At 70.0% G+C, this 23,076-nt stretch carries 20 protein-coding genes and 1 pseudogene; 20 read left to right on the top strand and 1 reads right to left on the bottom strand.

Annotation, left to right across the window (positions count from 1 at the left end; all coding sequences use genetic code 11):
• Positions 1-169: 169 nt before the first annotated feature.
• The 10 genes and pseudogenes from C8K38_RS01575 to aroQ all read left to right on the top strand — a co-directional run bounded on the left by C8K38_RS01575 (position 170) and on the right by aroQ (position 10,916).
• Positions 170-1,570: a replication-associated recombination protein A gene (locus tag C8K38_RS01575; RefSeq protein WP_097209907.1), complete on the top strand. Its 1,401-nt coding sequence runs from the start codon at positions 170-172 to the stop codon at positions 1,568-1,570.
• Between the two features lie 101 nt (positions 1,571-1,671).
• Positions 1,672-4,341 (top strand): alanine--tRNA ligase, encoded by a 2,670-nt coding sequence (gene alaS / locus C8K38_RS01570; protein ID WP_097209906.1) that lies wholly within the window; start codon positions 1,672-1,674, stop codon positions 4,339-4,341.
• Positions 4,338-4,847, top strand: a complete 510-nt coding sequence (ruvX, locus tag C8K38_RS01565; RefSeq protein WP_097209905.1) for a Holliday junction resolvase RuvX — start codon at positions 4,338-4,340, stop codon at positions 4,845-4,847. Before alaS ends, ruvX begins: the two co-directional genes overlap by 4 nt.
• A 23-nt stretch (positions 4,848-4,870) precedes the next feature.
• Positions 4,871-6,079: pseudogene (locus C8K38_RS01560) on the top strand (endolytic transglycosylase MltG); the annotation flags it as partial.
• Positions 6,069-6,893 carry a shikimate dehydrogenase gene (locus tag C8K38_RS01555; protein WP_097209903.1) on the top strand — a complete coding sequence of 275 codons (825 nt, stop codon included), beginning with the start codon at positions 6,069-6,071 and terminating at the stop codon, positions 6,891-6,893. The pseudogene C8K38_RS01560 and the gene C8K38_RS01555, both read left to right, overlap by 11 nt.
• A 97-nt stretch (positions 6,894-6,990) precedes the next feature.
• On the top strand, positions 6,991-7,572 hold the full coding sequence (locus C8K38_RS01550) for a prepilin peptidase (protein ID WP_257016987.1): 582 nt from the start codon (positions 6,991-6,993) through the stop codon (positions 7,570-7,572).
• A gap of 46 nt (positions 7,573-7,618) precedes the next feature.
• The gene (gene aroC, locus C8K38_RS01545; RefSeq protein ID WP_179800413.1) at positions 7,619-8,818 is read left to right on the top strand and encodes a chorismate synthase; all 1,200 of its coding nucleotides are present in this window, start codon (positions 7,619-7,621) and stop codon (positions 8,816-8,818) included.
• On the top strand, positions 8,815-9,318 hold the full coding sequence (locus C8K38_RS27010; RefSeq protein WP_179800412.1) for a shikimate kinase: 504 nt from the start codon (positions 8,815-8,817) through the stop codon (positions 9,316-9,318). Before aroC ends, C8K38_RS27010 begins: the two co-directional genes overlap by 4 nt.
• A 63-nt stretch (positions 9,319-9,381) precedes the next feature.
• Positions 9,382-10,494, top strand: a complete 1,113-nt coding sequence (gene aroB, locus C8K38_RS01540; protein WP_179800411.1) for a 3-dehydroquinate synthase — start codon at positions 9,382-9,384, stop codon at positions 10,492-10,494.
• Positions 10,491-10,916 carry a type II 3-dehydroquinate dehydratase gene (aroQ, locus tag C8K38_RS01535; RefSeq protein ID WP_097209902.1) on the top strand — a complete coding sequence of 142 codons (426 nt, stop codon included), beginning with the start codon at positions 10,491-10,493 and terminating at the stop codon, positions 10,914-10,916. The genes aroB and aroQ overlap by 4 nt, the downstream gene beginning before the upstream one ends.
• A 68-nt stretch (positions 10,917-10,984) precedes the next feature.
• On the opposite strand, the gene C8K38_RS01530 is transcribed toward aroQ, so the two are convergent.
• Positions 10,985-11,698, bottom strand: a complete 714-nt coding sequence (locus tag C8K38_RS01530; RefSeq protein WP_179800410.1) for a B-4DMT family transporter — start codon at positions 11,696-11,698, stop codon at positions 10,985-10,987.
• A gap of 100 nt (positions 11,699-11,798) precedes the next feature.
• Here C8K38_RS01530 and C8K38_RS01525 point away from each other — a divergent pair, with 100 nt between their 5' ends.
• From C8K38_RS01525 to pyrF, 10 genes are all read left to right on the top strand, one after another.
• Positions 11,799-12,911, top strand: a complete 1,113-nt coding sequence (locus C8K38_RS01525; RefSeq protein WP_097209900.1) for a M24 family metallopeptidase — start codon at positions 11,799-11,801, stop codon at positions 12,909-12,911.
• A gap of 16 nt (positions 12,912-12,927) precedes the next feature.
• Positions 12,928-13,491 carry an elongation factor P gene (gene efp / locus C8K38_RS01520; protein WP_077041498.1) on the top strand — a complete coding sequence of 188 codons (564 nt, stop codon included), beginning with the start codon at positions 12,928-12,930 and terminating at the stop codon, positions 13,489-13,491.
• A gap of 1 nt (position 13,492) precedes the next feature.
• Complete coding sequence (gene nusB, locus C8K38_RS01515; RefSeq protein WP_097209899.1) at positions 13,493-13,996, top strand: transcription antitermination factor NusB; 504 nt, start codon at positions 13,493-13,495, stop codon at positions 13,994-13,996.
• Between the two features lie 207 nt (positions 13,997-14,203).
• Positions 14,204-14,830: a bifunctional pyr operon transcriptional regulator/uracil phosphoribosyltransferase PyrR gene (gene pyrR, locus C8K38_RS01510; protein ID WP_097209898.1), complete on the top strand. Its 627-nt coding sequence runs from the start codon at positions 14,204-14,206 to the stop codon at positions 14,828-14,830.
• Positions 14,827-15,771, top strand: a complete 945-nt coding sequence (locus C8K38_RS01505; protein ID WP_077041500.1) for an aspartate carbamoyltransferase catalytic subunit — start codon at positions 14,827-14,829, stop codon at positions 15,769-15,771. The genes pyrR and C8K38_RS01505 overlap by 4 nt, the downstream gene beginning before the upstream one ends.
• Complete coding sequence (locus C8K38_RS01500) at positions 15,768-17,093, top strand: dihydroorotase (RefSeq protein WP_257016986.1); 1,326 nt, start codon at positions 15,768-15,770, stop codon at positions 17,091-17,093. Before C8K38_RS01505 ends, C8K38_RS01500 begins: the two co-directional genes overlap by 4 nt.
• Positions 17,090-17,581 carry a PH-like domain-containing protein gene (locus C8K38_RS01495; protein WP_097209897.1) on the top strand — a complete coding sequence of 164 codons (492 nt, stop codon included), beginning with the start codon at positions 17,090-17,092 and terminating at the stop codon, positions 17,579-17,581. The genes C8K38_RS01500 and C8K38_RS01495 overlap by 4 nt, the downstream gene beginning before the upstream one ends.
• Positions 17,578-18,759, top strand: coding sequence for a glutamine-hydrolyzing carbamoyl-phosphate synthase small subunit (gene carA, locus C8K38_RS01490; RefSeq protein WP_257016985.1), 1,182 nt, complete (start codon positions 17,578-17,580; stop codon positions 18,757-18,759). The genes C8K38_RS01495 and carA overlap by 4 nt, the downstream gene beginning before the upstream one ends.
• On the top strand, positions 18,759-22,112 hold the full coding sequence (gene carB, locus C8K38_RS01485; RefSeq protein ID WP_097209896.1) for a carbamoyl-phosphate synthase large subunit: 3,354 nt from the start codon (positions 18,759-18,761) through the stop codon (positions 22,110-22,112). Before carA ends, carB begins: the two co-directional genes overlap by 1 nt.
• The gene (gene pyrF, locus C8K38_RS01480) at positions 22,109-22,981 is read left to right on the top strand and encodes an orotidine-5'-phosphate decarboxylase (RefSeq protein WP_097209895.1); all 873 of its coding nucleotides are present in this window, start codon (positions 22,109-22,111) and stop codon (positions 22,979-22,981) included. Before carB ends, pyrF begins: the two co-directional genes overlap by 4 nt.
• Positions 22,982-23,076 lie beyond the last annotated feature (95 nt).

The raw sequence follows: 23,076 nt of genomic DNA, 5'->3' as shown, positions 1-23,076 counted from the left end.
GGTGCGGTCGGGAAGCCAGTTGTCAGACACCCGAAGATCACAGCCGAACTTGGACGTGTGTTCAACACGTGGCGGGCCTGACGGCCGGATGTTCATCTGACGTTTACTGCCTTGTCGTCCCGGCGCGGTCGGAGGTACCCGCGTCGGTGCCCTTTAGTAGCGTCGACACGTGAGCGATTGGCTGGGATCAACCGACGGTGGCGCGGACACGGGGCTGTTCGCCGCCCCGGGGGAACCCGCGGATCACGCGGGGCCGGTGACCGCGGGCCTGCCGCCGGTGCGCCCGGACGCGCCGCTCGCGGTCCGAATGCGGCCGGTGAGCCTCGACGAGGTGGTGGGGCAGGGACATCTGCTGGGACCCGGCGCGCCACTGCGCAGGCTCGTGGACGGCTCGGGCGCGGCGTCGGTGATGCTCTACGGGCCGCCCGGCACCGGCAAGACCACCCTGGCCTCCCTGATCTCGCGGGCGACCGGCCGTCGGTTCGAGGCGTTGTCCGCGTTGTCGGCGGGCGTCAAGGACGTCCGCGCGGTGATCGACCTGGCCCGCAGGCGGCTCACCGCGGGGGAGCAGACCGTGCTCTTCATCGACGAGGTGCACCGATTCTCCAAGACCCAGCAGGACGCGCTGCTGGCGGCGGTGGAGAACCGGATCGTGCTGTTGGTCGCGGCCACCACCGAGAATCCCTCGTTCTCAGTCGTGTCGCCGCTGCTGTCCCGGTCGCTGGTCCTGCAGTTGCACTCGCTCACCGAGGCCGACATCTGCGCGCTGCTCGACCGGGCCGTCGCGGATCAGCGGGGGCTGGGCGGTTCGGTCAGCCTGACGGACGACGCGCGCGACCATCTCGTGCGGCTGGCGTCGGGCGACGCCCGGCGTGCCCTGACCGCGCTGGAGGCTGCCGCGGGCGCGGCGCTCGATTCGCCTGCCGAGGACGGGTCGGCCGTGGTCGACCTCGAGACCGTCGAGGCGAGTGTCGACAAGGCGGCCGTGCGCTACGACCGGGACGGCGACCAGCACTATGACGTGATCAGCGCGTTCATCAAGTCGATCCGCGGCTCGGATGTGGACGCCGCGCTGCACTACCTGGCCCGGATGATCACCGCGGGCGAGGATCCACGCTTCATCGCACGCCGACTGGTGGTGCACGCGAGCGAGGACATCGGCATGGCCGATCCGACCGCACTGCAGACCGCGACCGCGGCCGCGCAGGCCGTCCAGCTCATCGGCATGCCGGAGGCCCGGCTCGCCTTGGCGCAGGCCACGATCCACCTGGCGACCGCGCCGAAGTCGGGAGCGGTGATCGCCGCCCTCGGCGCGGCCATGGCCGACGTGTCCGCGGGGAAGTCGGGGCTGGTGCCGCCGCACCTGCGGGACGGTCACTACGCCGGCGCCGAGAAGCTGGGCAACGCGGTCGGGTACCGCTACCCACACAACGCCGCCGACGGCGTGTTGCCGCAGCAGTACCCGCCGGACGAGTTGGTCGGCGTCGACTACTACGAGCCGACCGGGCACGGCGCCGAGCGCGAGATCGCGGCGCGGGTGGGCAAGTTGCGGCGGATCGTGCGGGGTTGACGCGGCCCCGAGCGCTGCGCACCCCGTCATCCTCGGCACGTTAAGCTGGATATTCATCTCCAGATGCCCATGACGTATGCCCATGAAGTAAGGACCGGTTAGTGCAGACCCACGAGATCCGCAGGCGATTCCTCGACCACTTCGTCAAGGCGGGTCACACCGAGGTGGCCAGTGCGTCGTTGATCTTCGACGACCCGAACCTGTTGTTCGTCAACGCCGGCATGGTGCAGTTCAAGCCGTTCTTCCTCGGCCAGCAAGCCCCGCCGTACCAGCGCGCGACGAGCGTGCAGAAGTGTGTGCGCACCGGCGACATCGAGGAGGTCGGTGTCACCACCCGCCACAACACCTTCTTCCAGATGGCGGGCAACTTCTCGTTCGGCGACTACTTCAAGGAGGGCGCCATCACGCTCGCCTGGGAGCTGATCACCAAGCCGCTGGACCAGGGCGGATACGGAATCGACCCCGAGCGCATCTGGGTGACCGCCTACGAGAAGGATCCCGAGGCGGCGGAGATCTGGCGTCGCGTCGCCGGAATCCCCGAGGAGCGCATCCAGTTCCGCGACGGCAAGGACAACTACTGGGACATGGGTGTGCCCGGCCCTGGCGGACCGTGCTCGGAGATCTACTACGACCGCGGCCCCGAGTTCGGCAAGGAGGGCGGACCGATCGTGGACGAGGACCGCTACCTCGAGATCTGGAACCTCGTGTTCATGCAGGACGTTCGCGGTGAGCTGAGCCCGAAGCTCGGTCACCAGCCGGTCGGCGTGCTCCCGAAGAAGAACATCGACACCGGCATGGGCGTCGAGCGGGTTGCTCTGGTCCTGCAGGGCGTCGACAACGTCTACGAGACCGACCTCGTGCGACCGGTCATCGCCAAGGCCGAGGAACTCACCGGGCGCCCATATGGAGCGGGCAGCCACGAGGACGACGTCCGCTTTCGTGTCATCGCCGACCACGCGCGCACCGCTGCGATGCTGATCGGCGACGGCGTCAACCCCGGCAACGACGGCCGCGGCTACGTGCTGCGCCGCCTGCTGCGCCGCATCGTCCGCTCCGCCAAGCTGCTCGGCGCCGAGCAGCCGAGCATGCGCGAGTTCATCACGGTCGTGCGCGACACCATGGCGCCGTCCTACCCGGTACTCGACACCGACTTCGAGCGGATCCTCACTGTCGCGGTCGGCGAGGAGGCGGCGTTCCGTCGCACCCTGGTCTCCGGCGAGAAGCTGTTCGAGACGGCGGCCGATGAGGTCAAGACCGCGGGCAAGAAGGTGATCGCGGGCAGCGAGGCCTTCGCCCTGCACGACACCTACGGGTTCCCGATCGACCTGACCCTGGAGATGGCGTCCGAGGCAGGCCTGACCGTCGACGAGGACGGCTTCCGGTCGCTCATGGCCGAGCAGCGGCAGCGCGCCAAGGACGACGCGCGGGCCCGCAAGCAGTCGCACGCCGACCTCACCGTCTACAAGGAGTTCGTCGACCGCGGCGAGACCGAGTTCACCGGCTTCGCCGAGCTGACCTCGGAGGCCACCGTGCTGGCGCTGATCTCCGACGGCGTCCGGATCCCCACCGCGACCGTGGGCCAGGACGTCGAGGTCATCCTCGACCGCAGCCCGCTCTACGCGGAGGCAGGCGGCCAGATCGCCGACATCGGCGTGATCACCGGACCCGGCCTGCGGGTGCGGGTGCGCGACGTGCAGAAGATCGCGAAGAAGCTGTGGGTGCACAAGGTCACCGTCGAGGAGGGCCAGATCACCGAGGGCGACGCCATCCTCGCGCAGGTCGACGCCAACTGGCGGGCGGGCGCGACCCAGGGTCACTCCGGTACCCACATGGTGCACGCCGCGCTGCGACAGGTGCTGGGCCCCAACGCCGTTCAGGCCGGATCGCTGAACAAGCCCGGCTACCTGCGGTTCGACTTCTCGTGGCAGGGCCAGCTGTCGGAGGCCCAGCGCAACGACATCGAGGCCGTCGCCAACGAGGCCGTCACCGCCAATCACCCGGTCAACACGTTCGTCACCGACCTGGCCAAGGCCAAGTCGATGGGCGCGATGGCGCTGTTCGGCGAGAACTACGGCGACGAGGTCCGGGTGGTCGAGATCGGCGGACCGTTCTCGATGGAGCTGTGCGGTGGCACCCACGTCGCGCACTCCTCGCAGATCGGGCCGGTCACGCTGCTCGGTGAGTCCTCCGTCGGCTCCGGCATTCGGCGCGTGGAGGCCTTCGTCGGCCTCGACTCGTACCGGTACCTGGCCAAGGAACGCGCGCTGCTCGCTGGTGTCGCAACGGCGCTGAAGGTGCCCTCCGAGGAGGTGCCAGGGCGCGTGGAGCAGCTGGTGGAGCGGCTCAAGGTGGCCGAGAAGGAACTCGAGCAGACCAAGGCGGCCGCGGTGCTGGCAGGCGCGGGCGCGTTCGTGGAGCGGGCCGAGCGGATCGGCGGGCTGCTGCTGGTCGCCGAGCAGGCCCCCGACGGCGTCGCGGGCAACGACCTGCGCACCCTCACCACCGATGTGCGCGGCCGGTTCGGGACCGAGCCCGCCGTGGTGGTCCTGATCGGATCCGCCGACGGCAAGGTGCCGTTCGTGGTGAGCGCCAACAAGGCCGCGCAGGACCTCGGCGTCAAGGCCGGCGACCTGGTGGCCGCGTTCGGTCCGAGCATCGGCGGCCGCGGCGGCGGCAAGCCGGAGATGGCCCAGGGTTCGGGCAGCGACGCGTCGGGAATCCCCGCCGCGCTCTCGGCAGTGCGCGCCCGCGTCGCCGAGATCGCCGGGTGAGCGAGGCCGATCAGCCCGGCGACCAGGGGCGGGGTCGCCGGATCGGGGTCGATGTGGGCAGCGTCCGGATCGGTGTCGCCGCCAGCGATCCGGACGGGATCCTGGCCACGCCGGTGGAGACCGTGGCGCGGGCCAAGTCCCGCGCCGACCGGTCGGACATCGAGCGACTCGCCGCGATTGTCGCGGAATACGAGGCCGTCGAGGTTATCGTCGGATTACCGCGAACCCTGAGGGGGGAGAGCGGAACCGCGGCCGGACTCGCCTCGAAGTTCGCCGCGCAGCTCCGGGATCGGTTGGCGCCCATCCCGGTTCGCATGACCGACGAACGCTTCACGACGGTGACCGCGTCCAGGGCCCTTCGCGAGAGCGGGGTCAAGGCGAAGGGGCAGCGGTCTGTGATCGACCAGGCCGCGGCCGTGGCGATCTTGCAAGGATGGTTGGACCAGCGCAGCAGGGAACTGCACTCGGAGCAGGCCCTGCCCTCACAGATGGAGGACGGCGAGTGACCGATACCCGGTCGAGAGGGCCCGAGTTGCAGCCGACTCGCGCGGAAGTGCGTCGCGCACGGGAGCGCGCCGCGGGACGCAAGGGCAGGGGCAAGGTCGTGGTCGCGATCGCCGGACTCGGCGCCCTCGCGCTGATCGTGGGTGTCGGCTACGTCGGCGGCAAGAAGCTCCTCGGCGGCGTCGACGTGCCCGAGGACTACGAGGCGGGTCAGTCAGGGCCCGATGTCGTCGTGCAGGTGCACCCCGGTGACACCGCCGACCAGATCGCCACCGAGATGGTCGAAAAGGATGTCGTGGCGAGCGCGTCCGCGTTCTTCAACGCGGCCGTCCAGAACGATTCCATGACGTCGGTGCAGCCCGGCTTCTACAACCTCAAGTCCCAGGTGCCGGCCGCGCAGGCCGTCGCGGGCCTTGTCGATCCGAACTCCCGCGTGGGTGCGCTGGTGATCTCCGAGGGTCGTCAGCTGCACGACACCAAGGACGTGAACACCGGCGCGACCAAGCGCGGTATCTACACCCTCATCTCGGAGGCGAGCTGCCTGCCGACCGCATCGGGTCAGCAGAAGTGCGTGAGCGTCGACGAGCTCAAGGAGGCGGGCGCCAATCCGAACCTCGCCGCGCTCGGTGTGCCCGACTGGGCCGCCGCTCGGGTCAAGTCGGTTCCGGACCGAACCCGGCAGCTCGAGGGCCTGATCGCCGCGGGTAAGTGGGACTTCGACCCGAGGGAGTCGGCGGCGGAGATCCTGACCACCCTCGTCAGCGGGAGCGCGGCCAAGTACGAGGCCACCGGCATCGACCGCGCGGGGAACGCCGTCGGGCTGAGTCCCTACGACCTGCTCGTCGCGGCGTCGCTGGTGGAACGGGAGTCGCTGCCGGACGACTTCGGCAAGGTCGCGCGCGTGATCGTCAACCGGCTCGCCGCGCCACAGCGCCTCGAGCTGGACTCGACGGTCAACTACGCGCTCGACACCACCGAGCTCGCGACCACCGACGGCGACCGCGCGAAGGTCACCCCGTGGAACACCTACGCGATGGACGGACTGCCCGCGACCCCGATCTCGTCGCCGAGCATCGGCGCCGTGGAGGCCGTGGAGAAGGCACCCGCGGGCGACTGGCTGTACTTCGTCACGATCGACAACAAGGGCACCACGCTGTTCACCAAGAGCTACACCGAGCACCTCGAGAACAGCAAGAAGGCGCTGGCGAGCGGGATCCTCGACAGTGGGCGCTGACCTGCCACGCAAGGCCGCGGTCCTTGGCAAGCCGATCGGACACTCCAAGTCGCCGCTGCTGCACCTGGCGGCGTACCGCGCCCTCGGCCTGACCGGCTGGACCTACGACCGGATCGAGTGCACCGGCGAGCAGCTGCCCGGGCTCGTCGACGGGCTGGGCCCGGAATGGGTCGGGCTCTCGGTCACCATGCCCGGCAAGGTCGCCGCCCTCGAGTACGCGACCGAACGCACCGAGCGCGCGGTACAGGTCGGCTCGGCCAACACCCTGGTCCGGGTGCAGGGCGGCTGGCGGGCGGACTGCACCGACGTGGACGGCGTGACCGGCGCACTCGCAGAGGTCGGGGTCACCGATCTGGGCGGCGCGAGCGCGGTGGTGATCGGCGCGGGCGGGACCTCGCGGCCGGCGCTGCGCGCGCTGGCGGACCTCGGTGTCGACGCGGTGACCGTCGTCGCGCGCTCTGCCGACCGGGCGGCGGCCTCGCTGGCCTGTGCGTCGGAGATGGGCCTGCGGGCCCGCCACCTCGGCTTCGATACCGATGCGCTGGCCGCCGCGTGTGCCGACGCGGCGACGGTGGTCAGTACCGTGCCCGCGGACGCGATCGCGCCGTTCGCCGACGCGGTCGCGCAGGCGCCGGTGGTCTTCGACGCCATCTACGATCCGTGGCCGACCCCGCTCGCCGCGGCGGTCCAGGCCGCGGGCGGGACCGTGGTCGACGGCCTGCGGATGCTGCTCAACCAGGCGTTCGGTCAGGTCGAGCAGTTCACCGGCCGCCCCGCCCCGCGCGGGGAGATGGCGGCCGCGGTCGCGCGCTGACGCGACATTTCTCCACAGCTCCGGATCCATCCCCAGCACGGTCGGAATCGACACCCGTGGGGCCTGTCCAGGCGCCCTACGGTGGCAGCGTCGGGGCATGGGAATCGGATTGCTCGGCCTGGCGGGACTGCTCACCGGCGTCGCGACGCGGCGGTTCCTGCGTCGCTTCACCGCGGCGATGTCGCGCTGGTGGGTCGCGGTCCTGATCGTCGGCTTCGTCGCGGCCGGACTCGCCTGCCCGCCGCTGACGGCCGCCGCGGCCTGCGCGTTGCTCTGGTGGTGCGTCTGCCTGTCCGTTGTCGACCTGGGGGAGCGCAGGCTGCCGAACGAGCTCACCCTGCCGGGAGCCTGCGCGGTGTTCCTTGCTTCGGTGCTGGTGGGCCGGGGGATGGCGGCCCTGGTGGGGGCGGCGATGCTGGCCGGTCTCTACCTTGTCGTGCACCTCGTGTCCCCGGCCGCGATGGGCGGCGGTGACGTGAAGCTGGCCCTCGGGCTCGGCGCCGCTGCGGGTGCGGTGGGCGCCAAGGCGTGGCTGGCGGCGGCGGTCGGTGCGGTGGCGCTGACGGCCCTGGTCGGCGGGTGTGCCCTTGCCCTCGGGCGGGGCGGCCGCACGCTCGCGCACGGGCCGTCGATGTGCCTGTCGACGCTGCTGGCGTTGAGCCTGGCCGTGGGCGGCTAGCCGGGGACCGGGCCGGTGTGCGTTGACGCCTACGTTTCGTGAAAAGATGGGCGGCGTGCTGCGCTGGATAACTGCCGGAGAATCCCATGGTCCCGCCCTCGTCGCCCTCCTGGATGGGATGGTCGCCGGGGTCGAGGTGACCTCCGAGGACATTGCGTCCCAACTCGCCCGCCGTCGCCTCGGCTACGGCCGCGGTGCCCGCATGAGCTTCGAGAAGGACGTCGTGACGATGGTCGGCGGCGTCCGGCACGGTCGCACGATGGGCGGCCCCATCGCCATCGAGGTCGCGAACAGCGAGTGGCCCAAGTGGGAGACGGTCATGTCCTCCGACCCGGTGGACGAGGCGCTTCTCAAGGACCTCGCGCGCAACGCACCGCTGACCCGTCCGCGCCCGGGCCACGCCGACTACTCCGGCATGCTCAAGTACGGATTCGACGACGCCCGTCCCGTCCTGGAGCGGGCCAGCGCCCGCGAGACCGCGGCCCGCGTCGCGGCAGGAACCGTGGCCCGCGCTTTCCTGCGTCAGGTCTTCGGCGTCGAGGTGATCTCCCATGTGATCTCCATCGGCACCGCCTCCGGCCCCGCCGACTCACCGGTCCCCGGACCCGACGACCTCGCGGACATCGACGCCAGCCCGGTGCGCGCCTTCGGCGCCGAGGCGGAGGCCGCGATGATCGCGGAGATCGACGCGGCCAAGCGGGACGGCGACACCCTCGGTGGTGTCGTCGAGGTGATCGTGCACGGCCTGCCCGTCGGGCTGGGGTCGTTCATCAGCGGTGAGAACCGGCTCGATTCGCGACTCGCCGCCGCGCTGATGGGCATTCAGGCCATCAAGGGTGTCGAGGTCGGCGACGGCTTCGAGACCTCCCGCCGCCGGGGCAGCGCCGCGCACGACGAGATGCGCCCCGGCCCGGACGGCGTGCTGCGGTCGACCAACCGCGCAGGCGGCCTCGAGGGCGGTATGACCAACGGCGAGGCGCTGCGGGTCCGGGCGGCGATGAAGCCGATCTCCACCGTGCCGCGGGCGCTCGCGACCGTCGACATGTCCACCGGCGAGGAGGCCGTCGCCATCCATCAGCGCAGCGATGTGTGTGCGGTCCCCGCCGCGGGCGTCGTCGCGGAGTCGATGGTGGCCCTGGTGGTCGCGCAGGCCGCGCTCGAGAAGTTCGGCGGCGACTCGGTCGACGAGACGATGCGCAATATCGGCGGATACCTCGCCTCGGTCCGGGAACGCCTGTCGAGGTGACTCCACGGGCAGTCCTGATCGGACCGCCGGGCGCCGGTAAGTCCACCATCGGGAAACGACTGGCGCGGGCGTTGGACGTCGAGATCTTCGACACCGACGCCGCCATCGAGCGCGAAGCGGGCAAGTCCATCCCGGAGATCTTCGCGCAGGACGGGGAACCGGCGTTTCGCGCGCTGGAGGAGGACATGGTCCGGCGCGCGCTGGCCGAGCAGACGGGCATCGTCTCGCTCGGCGGTGGCGCGATCCTGTCCGATACCACCCGCGCCCGGCTGGTCGGCCACACGGTCGTCTACCTGGAGATCAGCGTGGCCGAGGGCCTCAAGCGGACCGGGACCAACACCTCCCGGCCCCTCCTCAACGGTGGCGATCCACGCCAGAAGTACCGGGACCTGATGCGGCGGCGGCGACCGCTGTACCGGAAGGTGGCCACCATCCGGGTCCGCACCGACGGGCGCAGTCCGGCCCGCGTGGTGCAGCAGCTCGTCTCCAAACTGGGGTAGAGCGGTGGCAGCACCCAGGCAGAAGCGATACAGCAGCAGCGCACAGAAGCGGAGAAGCAGACAGTGACCGAACCCGTACGCGTCGAGGTCAAGACCGCCAGTCCCTACCCGGTGATCATCGGCCGTGGACTGCTCGGTGAACTGGTGGACGAACTGATCGGCACGAGGACCGTCGCGATCTTCCACCAGCCGCCGCTCGCGCAGACCGCGGAGGCGGTGCGCGCCGCGTTGGCGGCGAAGGGCATCGACGCCCATCGCGTCGAGATCCCGGACGCGGAGGACGGCAAGGACCTCGCCGTCGCGGGCTTCTGCTGGGAGGTGCTCGGCCGCATCGGGCTGACCCGCAGCGACGCCGTGGTGAGCCTCGGCGGCGGCGCGGCCACCGACCTGGCCGGGTTCGTTGCGGCCACCTGGATGCGCGGCGTGCGGATCGTGCACGTGCCCACCACGCTGCTCGCGATGGTAGACGCGGCCGTCGGCGGCAAGACCGGCATCAACACCGATGCGGGCAAGAACCTGGTCGGCTCGTTCCACGAGCCGTCCGCGGTGCTGATCGACCTGGCGACCCTGGAGACGGTGCCGCGTAACGAGATCGTCGCCGGCATGGCCGAGGTGATCAAGACCGGGTTCATCGCGGACCCGACGATCCTCGACCTCATCGAGCGGGACCCCGAGGCGGCCCTCGACCCGACCGGCGAGGTGCTGCCCGAGCTGATCCGCCGGTCCGTTGAGGTGAAGGCGAAGGTCGTCGCCGCCGACCTCAAGGAGTCGGACCTGCGCGAGATCCTCAACTACGGACACACCCTCGGCCACGCGATCGAGCGCCGCGAGAAGTACCGCTGGCGCCACGGTGCGGCGGTGTCGGTCGGCCTGGTGTTCGCCGCCGAGCTGGGCCGGCTCGCCGGCCGGCTCGACGACGCCACCGCGGAACGGCACCGGACCATCCTCGAGAGCGTCGGCCTGCCCACCACCTACGATGCGTCCGCCTTCGCGGACCTGGTCAAGGGCATGCAGACGGACAAGAAGAACCGGGCGGGCATGCTGCGGTTCGTCGTCCTGGACGGGTTGGCGAAGCCGGGACGGCTCGAGGGCCCGGACCCGACGCTGCTCGCGGCCGCCTACTCCGCGGTGGCCCGCGAGGACCAGCCGGGCACCGGCGGCACGGTGCTGCTGTGAGGGTGCAGGTCCTCAACGGACCGAACCTCGGACGGCTCGGCAAGCGGCAGCCCGAGGTGTACGGCGCAACCACGTACGCCGATCTGGTCGCGCTCTGCGAGGCGACCGCGGTGGAGCTGGGCATCGAGGTGACTGTCCGCCAGTCCGACAGCGAGGCCGAGCTGCTCGGCTGGATCCACGATGCCGCCGACGCGGGTGAACCGGTGGTGCTCAATGCAGGAGCGCTCACCCACACCTCGATCGCGCTGCGGGACGCCTGCGCCGAGCTGGAGGCGGGACTGGTCGAGGTGCACATCTCGAACGTGCACGCCCGCGAGGACTTCCGGCATCACTCGTACCTGAGCGCGATCGCGACCGGCGTCATCGTCGGGTGCGGCGTCGCGGGATACCCGCTCGCGCTGAGGTTCCTCGCCGAGAGATAGCGCTGCGCGCCCGTGCGCGGGTCTCACCCCGATCGGGGTGAGACCCGCGCACGGGCAGTGGAGCTGCGTTACTTGCCGTTCTCGGGCTTGATCGCCTCGAAGACCTCGGTGGGGGCGTCGTCGACGTAGTGGCGACCGCCGCCCGAGGTCTGGTCGTCGGCCTGCTGCCTGCCGGCCTGGTCGTTCTCGTAGTAGCCCTGATCGGTCTCGTAGTAACCCTGGCCGGTGCCGTGTTCGGAGGCCCACTCGGAGGCCTCGTAGTTCTCCTCCGCGGCCTCGACCACGTCGTAGTCCTGTTCGCTCGCGTACGCGCCCGCGGCGCCTGCCGCGGCGGGGGCTGCGGTCGCTCCGGACTTGCGGGCCTCGCGCCGCACCAGGAAGCGTCCGACCGTCACCGCGAGCATCGCGGGCAGGAAGACGAGCAGGATGGTGAAGGCGGCTCCGGAGGTGAGCTCGAAGAACAGTGTGTTGTCGCCGAGCGCGATGCCGGTGGTGACGCCGATCAGCCAGGACACCGCGCCCGCCAGCACGCCCGCGACGGCGGCGGCCTTGAGCCACATCATGGTCAGGTCCGCGCCCGACTCCTCGTCCACCGCGGTGCGCGCGTCCCTGATGCCGTCGAGACCGCCCCAGAGCAGTGCGACCAGCACCACGAACGCCAGCGAGACCCACCGTAGTGACGATCCGTGCAGGGGCCACTGCGTGACCGCGAGTCCGAGCACCACCCTCGTCACGACATGCACCGACGCCATACCCAGACCACGAAGAAGCCACGAGTTCATGCCGACAGCGTAACGACCGCTCAATGGGACCTGTGGCCTAACCCACACCTGGCGTCGCGAGGGCCCTCGCGGGGGCCGGACGCTGCCGTAGGTTGGGCTCATGTCGACCGTCGATCACGGGTCCCGCCGGGCCGCGCTGCGCACACTGCTCACCGACTGGGGCGTCGAGGCGCTACTGGTGACCGATCTGCTCAACATCAGGTACCTCACGGGGTTCACCGGGTCGAATGCGGCGCTGCTCGTCGACGCCCGCGACGAACCGGGTGCCGAGTCTCGGACCCTCATGTGCACCGACGGCCGGTACCTGATCCAGGTCGGCGAGCAGGTGCCGGACCTCGAGGCGGTGATCGACCGCTCCAGCGCAGGGCACCTCATCGGTCGCTGCGCCGACACCGATGCCGGCCCGGTGCGGCTCGGGTTCGAGAGCCACGTCGTGACCGTGGACGAGCTCGCCGCCTGGCAGGAGCTGGCTCCGTCACTCGAGATGATCCGGGCGCCGCGGCTGGTGGAGCGGCTCCGCATGGTCAAGGACGAGCACGAGGTGGGGCTGCTGCGGCGAGCGTGCGCGGCGGCCGACCTCGCCCTCGCGGTCCTGATCGAGCGCGGGGGACTGCGACAGGGCCGGACCGAGCGGGAAGTCGGACGGGAACTGGAGTTCCTGATGCTCGAGCACGGTGCGGACGGCATCTCGTTCGAGACGATCGTCGCGGCGGGCGCGAACTCGGCGATCCCGCACCACCGTCCGACCGACGCCACGCTGGCCGCAGGGGACTTCGTCAAGCTCGACTTCGGGGCAACGGTCGAGGGGTACCACTCGGACATGACCAGGACGTTCGTGCTCGGTGCGGCGGCGGACTGGCAGCGCGAGGTGTACGAGCTCGTGGCGACCGCGCAGGCCGCGGGCCGGGCCGCCCTCGCACCGGGCACGGAGGTCGCCGCGGTGGACGCCGCGGCCCGGTCGGTGATCGAGGCCGCGGGTTACGGGGAGCTGTTCCTGCACGGTCTCGGGCACGGCGTCGGGCTGGAGATCCACGAAGCACCGGGAATCGGCAAGCTCGGCACCGGTACACTGCTAGCCGGTGCTGCGGTAACAGTCGAGCCCGGTGTGTACTTCTCCGGTCGCGGAGGCGTCAGGATCGAGGACACGCTCGTTGTTCGCGAGCAGGAGCCCGAGCTCCTCACCCTCACCACCAAAGATCTCGTAATCGTCTGAAGGAGACGCGAAGTAAGTGGCTGACACCAGTGATTTCAAGAACGGGCTCGTGCTGAAGATCGAGGGCCAGCTCTGGCAGATCATCGAGTTCCAGCACGTGAAGCCGGGCAAGGGCCCCGCGTTCGTGCGGACCAAGCTCAAGAACGTGCTCTCCGGCAAGAACGTGGACAAGACCTTCAACGCGGGCGTCAAGGTGGAGACGGCGACCGTCGACCGTCGCGACATGACGTACCTGTACCACGACGGTAGCGACTACGTATTCATGGACGGCGACACCTACGACCAGATCTCGATCAGCGAGGCCACCGTCGGCGACGGCGCGCGCTTCCTGCTGGAGAACATGCAGGTCCAGGTCGCGACCCATGAGGACGCGCCGCTGTTCGTCGAGCTGCCGGTCACGGTCGAGCTCGTCGTCAAGCACACCGATCCGGGCCTGCAGGGCGACCGTTCGACCGGTGGCACCAAGCCCGCGATCCTGGAGACGGACGCCGAGGTGCAGGTCCCGCTGTTCGTCAACACCGGCGACAAGCTCAAGATCGACTCTCGGGACGGCAACTACCTGGGCCGCGTGACTTCGTAGCGTGTCCGGTAGTCAGAAGAAGCTCGGGGCCAGGCACAAGGCCCGTAAGCGCGCAGTCGATTTCCTCTTCGAGGCGGAGGCGCGCGACCTCGATCCGGTCGATCTCGCCACCGAGCGGGCCGAGCTCGCCCGTACGGACGACGCCGTCGCCCCGGTGAACCCCTACACCGTCACCCTGGTGACCGGGGTCGCGGAGAACCTCGACCGGCTTGACCGGGTCATCGCCGACCACCTGCAGGACTGGACACTCGAGCGTCTGCCCGCGGTGGACCGCGCGGTCCTGCGGATCGCCGTGTGGGAGCTCTTCCACGCCACCGACGTGCCGCCTGTGGTGGCGGTCGACGAGGCCGTGGAGCTGGCCAAGGAGCTGTCCACCGACGACTCGCCGGGATTCATCAACGGGGTACTCGGTCAGGTGGTGCTCGTCGCGCCGCAGGTGCGAGCCGCCGCGGCCGCCACCTCGCAGCGCACGGAGGCCACGCCCGAGCCGGGCACCGACGCCTGACCCGGCGCCGAACGACACGCGAACGCCGCGGACCGATCACGGTCCGCGGCGTTCGTCGTCCGGGCCGGGAAACGGTCGAAACGGGGGTTCGACTGTGGCTCAGCACACCCCGAACCGCGTCGGGTTCCTGGTCACCGCGCTGATAGGCTGGCGGGCGTCAGACATCCTTTAACGATCCGTCCAGAGAGGCGGAGAAGGAGGTCCAGCTTGCTCACGCCCGAGCCATCCTCCGCCGATTCATCGGCCCAGGATCACCCTGTCACCAGGGAGCTGCTCTCTTCTGCCGACGTTGGTCGGACGATCGCGCGGATCGCGCACCAGATCATCGAGAAGACCGCGCTCGACGCCGAGACCGACCCGCCCCGAGTGGTGTTGATCGGTATCCCGACGCGCGGCACCACCCTCGCCAACCGCCTGGCGAACAAGATCGAGGAGTTCTCGGGTGTCCGCCCCCCGACCGGCTCGCTCGACATCACCCTCTACCGCGACGATCTGCGGACCAAGCCGCACCGTCCGCTCGAGCGCACCTCGGTGCCCGAAGGCGGTGTGGACCAGGCGCTCGTGGTCCTCGTCGACGACGTGCTGTTCTCCGGGCGGACCGTGCGCTCGGCGCTCGACGCGCTCCGTGACCTGGGCAGGCCGAAGGCCGTGCAGCTCGCGGTCCTGGTCGACCGCGGCCACCGGGAGCTGCCGCTGCGGGCCGATTTCGTCGGCAAGAACGTGCCGACCGCGCGCACCGAGGACGTGAAGGTGCAGTTGGTCGAACACGACGGGGTCGACAGCGTGACGCTCAGCGGCGGCGTGAACAAGGCGAGCGGGGAGCCGAATCTGTGAAGCATCTGTTGTCGGTTTCGGATCTGACCCTCGAGAGCGCGACAGGTCTGCTCGACGAGGCCGAACGATTCGAGCAGGCCCTCCTGGGCCGCGAGGTCCGCAAGCTCCCGACGCTGCGGGGGCGCACCGTGATGACGGTGTTCTTCGAGAACTCGACCAGGACCAGGGTGTCCTTCGAGGTCGCGGGCAAGTGGATGAGCGCCGACGTGATCAACGTCAGCGCCAGCAGTTCCTCGGTGTCGAAGGGCGAGTCGCTGCGGGACACCGCGATGACCCTGAGGGCCGCGGGGGCGGACGCGTTGATCGTGCGGCACCCGGCCTCCGGTGCGGCGCACCGGATCGCGGAGTGGACCGCGGACGGCGATGACGGCCCGGCCGTGATCAACGCCGGTGACGGCACGCACGAGCACCCCACCCAGGCGCTGCTGGACGCGCTGACCCTGCGACAGCGGCTCGGCTCCATCGCGGGCAAGCGGGTCGCGATCGTCGGCGACATCCTGCACAGCCGGGTGGCCAGGTCGAACGCCTTCCTGCTCTCCACGCTCGGCGCGGAGGTCGTGCTGGTCGCGCCGCCCACGCTGCTGCCGGTGGGGGTGTCGAGCTGGCCGGTGACCGTGTCGCATTCGCTGGACGCGGAGCTGCCCGGCGTCGATGCGGTGCTGATGCTGCGGGTGCAGGCCGAGCGCATGAACGGCGGGTTCTTCCCGTCGCCGCGCGAGTACTCGATCACCTACGGGCTGTCCGAGAAGCGGCTGGGCATGCTCGCCGAACACGCCGTTGTGCTGCACCCGGGTCCCATGCTGCGCGGCATGGAGATCGCGTCGGCGGTCGCGGATTCACCGAAAGCTGCAGTGCTGCAGCAGGTTACGAACGGAGTTCACATTCGCATGGCTGTCCTGTTCGGGTTGTTGGTCGGTACTGAGGAAGGTGTGGCGCTGTGAGCCAGGACATTTCCCGAGGCTTCGCCCGCGGTGACATCCTGATCCGCGGGGCGCGCATCTACGGCGAGGGTGAGCCGCAGGACGTGCTGATCTCCGACGGTGAGATCCGCGGGATCGGCGCCGGACTGGACGCACCCGAGGGCGCCGAGGTCATCGAGGCGGCCGGCCAGGTGCTGCTGCCCGGCTTCGTCGACCTGCACACGCACCTGCGCGAACCCGGTCGTGAGGACACCGAGACCATCGAGTCCGGGTCGTCCGCCGCGGCGCTCGGCGGCTACACCGCAGTGTTCGCGATGGCCAACACCAGCCCGGTCGCCGACTCAGTCGTGATCACCGACCACGTGTGGCGCAGGGGACAGGAGGTCGGCCTGGTCGACGTCCATCCGGTCGGCGCGGTCACTGTCGGGCTCGCGGGCAAGCAGCTCGCCGAGATGGCGACCATGGCGTCGGGCATCGGCAAGGTCAAGATGTTCTCCGACGACGGCCACTGCGTGTACGACCCGTTGATCATGCGCCGGGCACTCGAGTACTCGAGCGCGCTCGGAGTCCTCATCGCCCAGCACGCCGAGGAGCCGCGGCTGACCGTCGGTGCCGTCGCGCACGAGGGTCCGACCGCCGCCCGGCTCGGCCTGGCCGGCTGGCCCCGGGCCGCGGAGGAGTCCATCGTCGCCCGCGACGCGCTGCTGGCCCGCGATGCAGGTGCCCGCGTGCACATCTGCCACGCCTCCACCGCAGGCACCGTCGAGCTGATGAAGTGGGCACGCGGACAGGGCATCTCGATCACCGCTGAGGTCACCCCGCATCACCTGCTGCTCGACGACTCCCGGCTGGAGACCTACGACGCGGTGAACCGGGTGAACCCGCCGCTGCGCGAACCCAGCGACATCGCCGCGCTGCGACAGGGCCTGGCCGACGGCGTCATCGACTGCGTCGCCACCGACCACGCCCCGCACGCCGAGCAGGACAAGTGCTGCGAGTTCTCGGCCGCCAGGCCCGGCATGCTCGGGTTGGAGACGGCGCTGGCGATCGTCGCGCAGACGATGGTCGAGACCGGCCTGCTGGACTGGCGCGGCGTGGCCCGGGTGATGAGCGAGCGGCCCGCCGAGATCGTCGGACTGAGCGATCAGGGCCGACCGATCGCGGTCGGCGAGCCGGCCAATCTCACGCTGGTGGACCCGGATCGCGAATGGACGGTGCGGGCACCGGAACTGGCGTCGATCGCGCAGAACAGCCCGTTCGACGCGATGACGTTCGGCGCCAGGGTCACCACCACCCTGCTGCGCGGCCGGGTCACCGTCCTGGACGGGAAGGTGCGCGCATGAGCACGGACCGGATCCTGCTGACCGTCGGCTTCCTCCTGTTCTGGGCGCTGATGGTGGCGCTGATGTACCGGGGCTGGAAGAAGCGGGCCGGCCGTCAGGCGGACGCGATCGGCGAGCTGCCCGCGGTGCCAGCCGACCTGGGCGCGCAGCTGATCCCGCCGAGCAGCGGCCTGTACGTGGGCAGCACCCTCGCGCCCAGCTGGCAGGACCGGATCGCGGTCGGGGACATCGGCTTCCGCGCGACCGGCGATATCAGCAGGCACGAGAAGGGTGTGCTGCTCGAACGAGACGGCGCCTCGGCGATCTGGATCCCGCAGTCCTCGATCCGGGCGATCCGGACCGAACGCGGGCTCGCAGGCAAGGTCATGAGCAAGGACGGGGTCCTGGTGATCCGGTGGGAGCTGCCCACCGGAACGGAGATCGACACCGGATTCCGTGGAGACGACAAGAGTGTGTACCCGGCATGGGTGAACGGAGAGAACGCGTGAGTGACAGCTTTGAATCAGCGAGCGGCACAGGACCGGCGGCCCTGGTCCTCGAGGACGGGCGGATCTTCCGCGGCACCAGCTTCGGTGCGGTCGGCCAGACCCTCGGCGAGGCGGTCTTCAGCACCGGCATGACCGGCTACCAGGAGACCCTCACCGATCCGAGCTACCACCGCCAGATCGTGGTCGCCACCGCCCCGCAGATCGGCAACACGGGCTGGAACGGCGAGGACGGTGAGGCGCTGAGCGCTGGCCGTCAGGCCTCGGGCGACTCCAACAAGATCTGGGTGGCCGGCTACGTGGTCCGCGATCCCGCGCGCCGCACCTCGAGCTGGCGCGCCACCGGGTCGCTGCAGGACGAGCTCGTCCGCCAGGGCATCGTCGGGATCGCGGGCATCGACACCAGGGCACTGGTCCGGCACCTGCGCACCCGCGGTTCCATGCGGGCCGGGGTCTTCTCCGGCGCGGCGCTGACCGACCACGCCGCCATGCTGCAGGCCGTCAAGGACCAGCCGTCGATGCTCGGCGCCGATCTCGCGGGCGAGGTCAGCACCGACAACGGCTACATCATCGAGCCGGTCGGCGGCGAGGCCCGGTTCACGGTCGCGGCCATCGACCTGGGCATCAAGACCAACACCCCGCGGATGTTCGCCCAGCGCGGCATCCGGGTGCACGTGCTGCCCTCGAACGCGAGCCTCGAGCAGATTCTCGACCTCGGCGCGGACGGAGTGTTCCTGTCCAACGGCCCTGGCGACCCGGCCACCGCCGACGGCGCGGTGCACCTGACCAAGGAGGTGCTCGGCCAGGGCCTGCCGCTGTTCGGCATCTGCTTCGGCAACCAGATCCTCGGCCGCGCGCTCGGTCTGAGCACCTACAAGATGAAGTTCGGCCACCGCGGCATCAACATCCCGGTGATCGAGCACGGCACCGGCCGGATCGCCATCACCGCGCAGAACCACGGGTTCGCGCTCGAGGGCGAGGCGGGCCAGGAGTTCGACACCCCGTTCGGCCGCGCCGTGATCAGTCACACCTGCGCCAACGACGGCGCCGTCGAGGGCGTCCGCCTGCTCGACGACTCGGCCTTCTCGGTGCAGTACCACCCCGAGGCCGCGGCGGGCCCGCACGACGCCGCCTACCTGTTCGACCGCTTCACCAGCCTGCTCGAGGGAGTCAAGAAGTAATGCCACGTCGCACAGATCTCAAGCACATCCTGGTGATCGGTTCCGGACCGATCGTCATCGGACAGGCCTGCGAGTTCGACTACTCGGGCACCCAGGCGTGTCGTGTCCTGCGTGAGGAGGGCCTGCGCGTGTCGCTGGTCAACTCCAACCCGGCCACGATCATGACCGACCCCGAGTTCGCCGACGCCACCTACGTCGAGCCGATCACCGCGGAGTTCGTCGAGAAGGTCATCGCCCGCGAGGCCGAGCAGGGCCACAAGATCGATGCGGTGCTCGCCACCCTCGGCGGCCAGACGGCGCTGAACACCGCGGTCGCGCTGCACGAGCAGGGCATCCTCGAGAAGTACGACGTGGAGCTGATCGGCGCCGACTTCGATGCCATCCAGCGCGGCGAGGACCGGCAGAAGTTCAAGGACATCGTCGCCAAGGTCGGCGGCGAGTCGGCGCGCTCGCGGGTCTGCTTCACGATGGAGGAAGTCCACGACACCGTCGCCGAGCTCGGCTACCCGGTCGTCGTGCGGCCCTCGTTCACCATGGGCGGCCTCGGCTCCGGCATGGCGTACAACGAGGAAGACCTCACCCGCATCGCGGGCGGCGGACTTGCCGCCTCGCCCACCGCGAACGTTCTCATCGAGGAGTCCATCCTCGGCTGGAAGGAGTACGAGCTCGAGCTGATGCGCGACGGCCGCGACAACGTGGTCATCATCTGCTCGATCGAGAACGTCGACCCGGTCGGCGTGCACACCGGCGACTCGGTGACCGTGGCCCCGGCCATGACGCTGACCGACCGCGAGTACCAGAAGATGCGCGACCTCTCCATCGACATCCTGCGCGAGGTCGGCGTCGACACCGGTGGCTGCAACATCCAGTTCGCGATGGACCCGACCGATGGCCGCCTCGTGGTCATCGAGATGAACCCCCGCGTGTCGCGCTCGTCGGCGCTGGCGTCGAAGGCGACCGGCTACCCGATCGCGAAGATGGCCGCGAAGCTGGCCATCGGCTACACCCTCGACGAGATCGTCAACGACATCACCGGCGAGACCCCGGCCTGCTTCGAGCCGACCCTCGACTACGTCGTGGTGAAGGCGCCCCGCTTCGCGTTCGAGAAGTTCCCCGGCGCCGACGGCACCCTGACCACCACCATGAAGTCGGTCGGCGAGGCGATGTCGATCGGCCGCAACTTCACCGAGGCCTTCGGCAAGGTCATGCGGTCGCTCGAGACCAAGCGGGCCGGCTACTGGACCGGGCCCGAGCTCGAGGTCGACGACCTGGACGCCCTGCTCGCGGACCTCAGCGTGCCGCAGGACGGCCGGATGTACGGCATCGAGAAGGCGTTCGCGCTCGGCGCGACCATCGAGCAGCTCTTCGAAGCCACCAAGATCGACCCGTGGTTCCTCGATCAGTTCCAGCAGATCCACGAGCTGGGGGAGCAGGTCCGCGCGGCCGAGGTCGTCGACGAGGCGCTGCTGCGTCAGGCCAAGTACCACGGCCTGTCCGACCGCCAGATCGCCTCGCTGCGCCCGGGTCTCGGTGGTGACAGCCAGGAGGGTGAGGACGCGGTCCGCACACTGCGCGACGCGTTCAAGATCCGCCCGGTCTACAAGACCGTCGACACCTGCGCGGCCGAGTTCGAGGCCAAGACGCCGTACCACTACTCCACCTACGAGCTCGATCCCGAGGCGGAGTCCGAGGTCGCGCCGCAGACCGAGCGGCCCAAGGTGCTGATCCTGGGCTCGGGCCCGAACCGCATCGGTCAGGGCATCGAGTTCGACTACTCCTGTGTGCACGCCGCGCTCACGCTCTCCGAGGCCGGCTACGAGACCGTCATGGTCAACTGCAACCCGGAGACGGTCTCCACGGACTACGACACCGCGGACCGGCTGTACTTCGAGCCGTTGACCTTCGAGGACGTCCTCGAGGTCTACCGCGCCGAGTCGGCGTCGGGCACGGTCGCAGGCGTCATCGTCCAGCTCGGCGGCCAGACCCCGCTCGGCCTGGCGAAGCGGCTCAAGGCCGCGGGCGTCCCGATCGTCGGCACCAGTCCCGAGGCCATCGACCTCGCCGAGGATCGCGGCGAGTTCGGCCGCGTGCTCACAGAGGCGGGCCTGCCCGCGCCGAAGTTCGGCACCGCCACCACGTTCGATGGTGCCCGCGAGATCGCGGGCGGCATCGGCTACCCGGTGCTGGTGCGCCCCTCCTACGTGCTCGGTGGGCGCGGCATGGAGATCGTGTACGACGAGAAGTCGCTGCAGGACTACATCTCTCGGGCCACCGAGATCTCCGACGACCGCCCGGTGCTGGTGGACCGGTTCCTGGAAGACGCGGTCGAGATCGATGTCGACGCGCTGTGCGACGGCACCGAGGTGTACCTCGGCGGCGTGATGGAGCACATCGAGGAGGCCGGGATCCACTCCGGCGACTCGGCCTGCGCGCTGCCGCCCATCACGCTCGGCAAGGCCGACCTCGAGAACGTCCGGCGTTCGACCGAGGCACTGGCCAAGGGCATCGGGGTCAAGGGCCTGCTGAACGTGCAGTACGCGCTCAAGGACGACATCCTCTACGTCCTCGAGGCGAACCCGCGCGCCAGCCGCACGGTGCCGTTCGTGTCCAAGGCCACTGCGGTGCAGCTGGCGAAGGCCTGCGCCCGGGTGATGCTCGGCGAGTCCATCGCGGACCTGCGCGCGAGCGGGGTCCTGCCCGCCACCGGGGACGGCGGCAACACCCCGGCCGGCGCGCCGATCGCGGTCAAGGAGGCGGTGCTCCCGTTCAACCGCTTCCGCAAGGCGGACGGCACCGGCGTCGACACCCTGCTGAGCCCGGAGATGAAGTCCACCGGCGAGGTGATGGGCATCGACGCGGACTTCGGTACCGCGTTCGCCAAGAGCCAGACCGCCGCCTACGGCTCGCTGCCCACCAGCGGCGTGGTGTTCGTCTCGGTCGCGAACAAGGACAAGCGGTCGCTGATCTTCCCGGTCAAGCGGCTCGCCGACCTCGGCTTCACGATCCTGGCCACCGAGGGCACCGCGGACGTGCTGCGGCGTAATGGCATCGCCTGCGAGGAGGTGCACAAGCAGTCCGGCGAGGACCTGCCGGAGGGCGCGCGCACCATCGTCGACCAGATCAAGGCCGGGGAGGTGGACATGGTGATCAACACCCCGTACGGCAACTCGGGTCCCCGCGTGGACGGCTACGAGATCCGCAGCGCGGCGGTGTCGGTGAACATCCCGTGCATCACCACCGTCCAGGGCGCCTCGGCGGCGGTCCAGGGCATCGAGGCCGGTATCAGGGGCGATATCGGTGTGCGCTCGCTGCAGGACCTGCACGCGGCGCTGCGCGAGCCGGGACAGAAGTGAGTCAGCACAGCTGGGGCAGCCGGCTCCGGTCCGCGATCGCGGACCGGGGCCGGCTGTGTGTGGGCATCGATCCGCACCCTTCGCTGCTGCGGGCGTGGGGGCTCCCAGAGACCGCTGGGGGCGTCGAGACCTTCGCGGAGATATGCGTGGAGGCCTTCGTCGGCGACGTGGCGCTGGTGAAGCCACAGGTGGCCTTCTTCGAGGCCTACGGGTCGGCCGGGTACGCGGTGCTCGAGCGGACCATCTCGGTGGTGCGCGCGGCGGGCACGCTGGTCATCGCCGATGCCAAGCGGGGCGACATCGGTTCCACCATGGCGGCGTACTCGCAGGCCTGGCTGGGCAAGGAGGCGCCGCTGGCGTCGGACGCGGTGACGGTCTCGCCCTATCTCGGGTTCGGCGCGCTCGAGCCCGCTGTCGAGTTGGCGACCGAGCACGGCCGCGGGCTCTTCGTGCTCGCCCGTACCTCCAATCCGGAGGGTGGGCAGTTGCAGGGGGCTCGGTTGCTGGGTGATCAGCTCGACGCTGCCGACCTGTCGGCTGTTTCTGCTGGTAAGGGCGTGTCGGTCGCGCAATCGATCGTCGACGCGGCAGTGGCGCAGAACCGGGACGGCCGGGACACGGTGGGCCTGGTGGTCGGCGCGACACGCGGACACGGATTGGATTTATCGGAATTTTCCGGGCCGATTCTTGCGCCCGGACTGGGCGCACAGGGCGCCACCGTGGCCGATCTGGCAGAGATTTTCCGCGATTCACGAGAGTTGTTGCTGCCCAACACTTCTCGGGACATTTTGCGGAACGGGCCGTCTGTTTCCGCGCTTCGCGAGGCCGCGGAGCGGGTCAGGGACGACGTCGAGAACGGACTCGCATAACCCACCGGAATTACGCGCTGACCTGGGGGGTGGGTTCGCAATCGGCGCTCGGCGTGAGTACGGTCGCTATCGCTGCTGGTTAACCGGTGGCAGAA

Origin of the sequence: Rhodococcus sp. OK611 (assembly GCF_003050885.1) — a bacterium.
GTDB lineage: Bacteria > Actinomycetota > Actinomycetes > Mycobacteriales > Mycobacteriaceae > Rhodococcus_G > Rhodococcus_G oryzae.
Note: the sequence above shows the minus strand (reverse complement) of the source record. Positions and strands in the feature narration are given on the sequence as shown.

Coding starts and splice junctions, on each gene's coding strand:
- C8K38_RS01550 (WP_257016987.1), top strand. CDS start 6,991: ATGGGAATCGGATTGCTCGGCCTGGCGGGACTGCTCACCGGCGTCGCG.
- aroC (WP_179800413.1), top strand. CDS start 7,619: ATGGGCGGCGTGCTGCGCTGGATAACTGCCGGAGAATCCCATGGTCCC.
- C8K38_RS01530 (WP_179800410.1), bottom strand. CDS start 11,698: ATGAACTCGTGGCTTCTTCGTGGTCTGGGTATGGCGTCGGTGCATGTC.
- C8K38_RS01525 (WP_097209900.1), top strand. CDS start 11,799: ATGTCGACCGTCGATCACGGGTCCCGCCGGGCCGCGCTGCGCACACTG.
- C8K38_RS01495 (WP_097209897.1), top strand. CDS start 17,090: ATGAGCACGGACCGGATCCTGCTGACCGTCGGCTTCCTCCTGTTCTGG.
- carB (WP_097209896.1), top strand. CDS start 18,759: ATGCCACGTCGCACAGATCTCAAGCACATCCTGGTGATCGGTTCCGGA.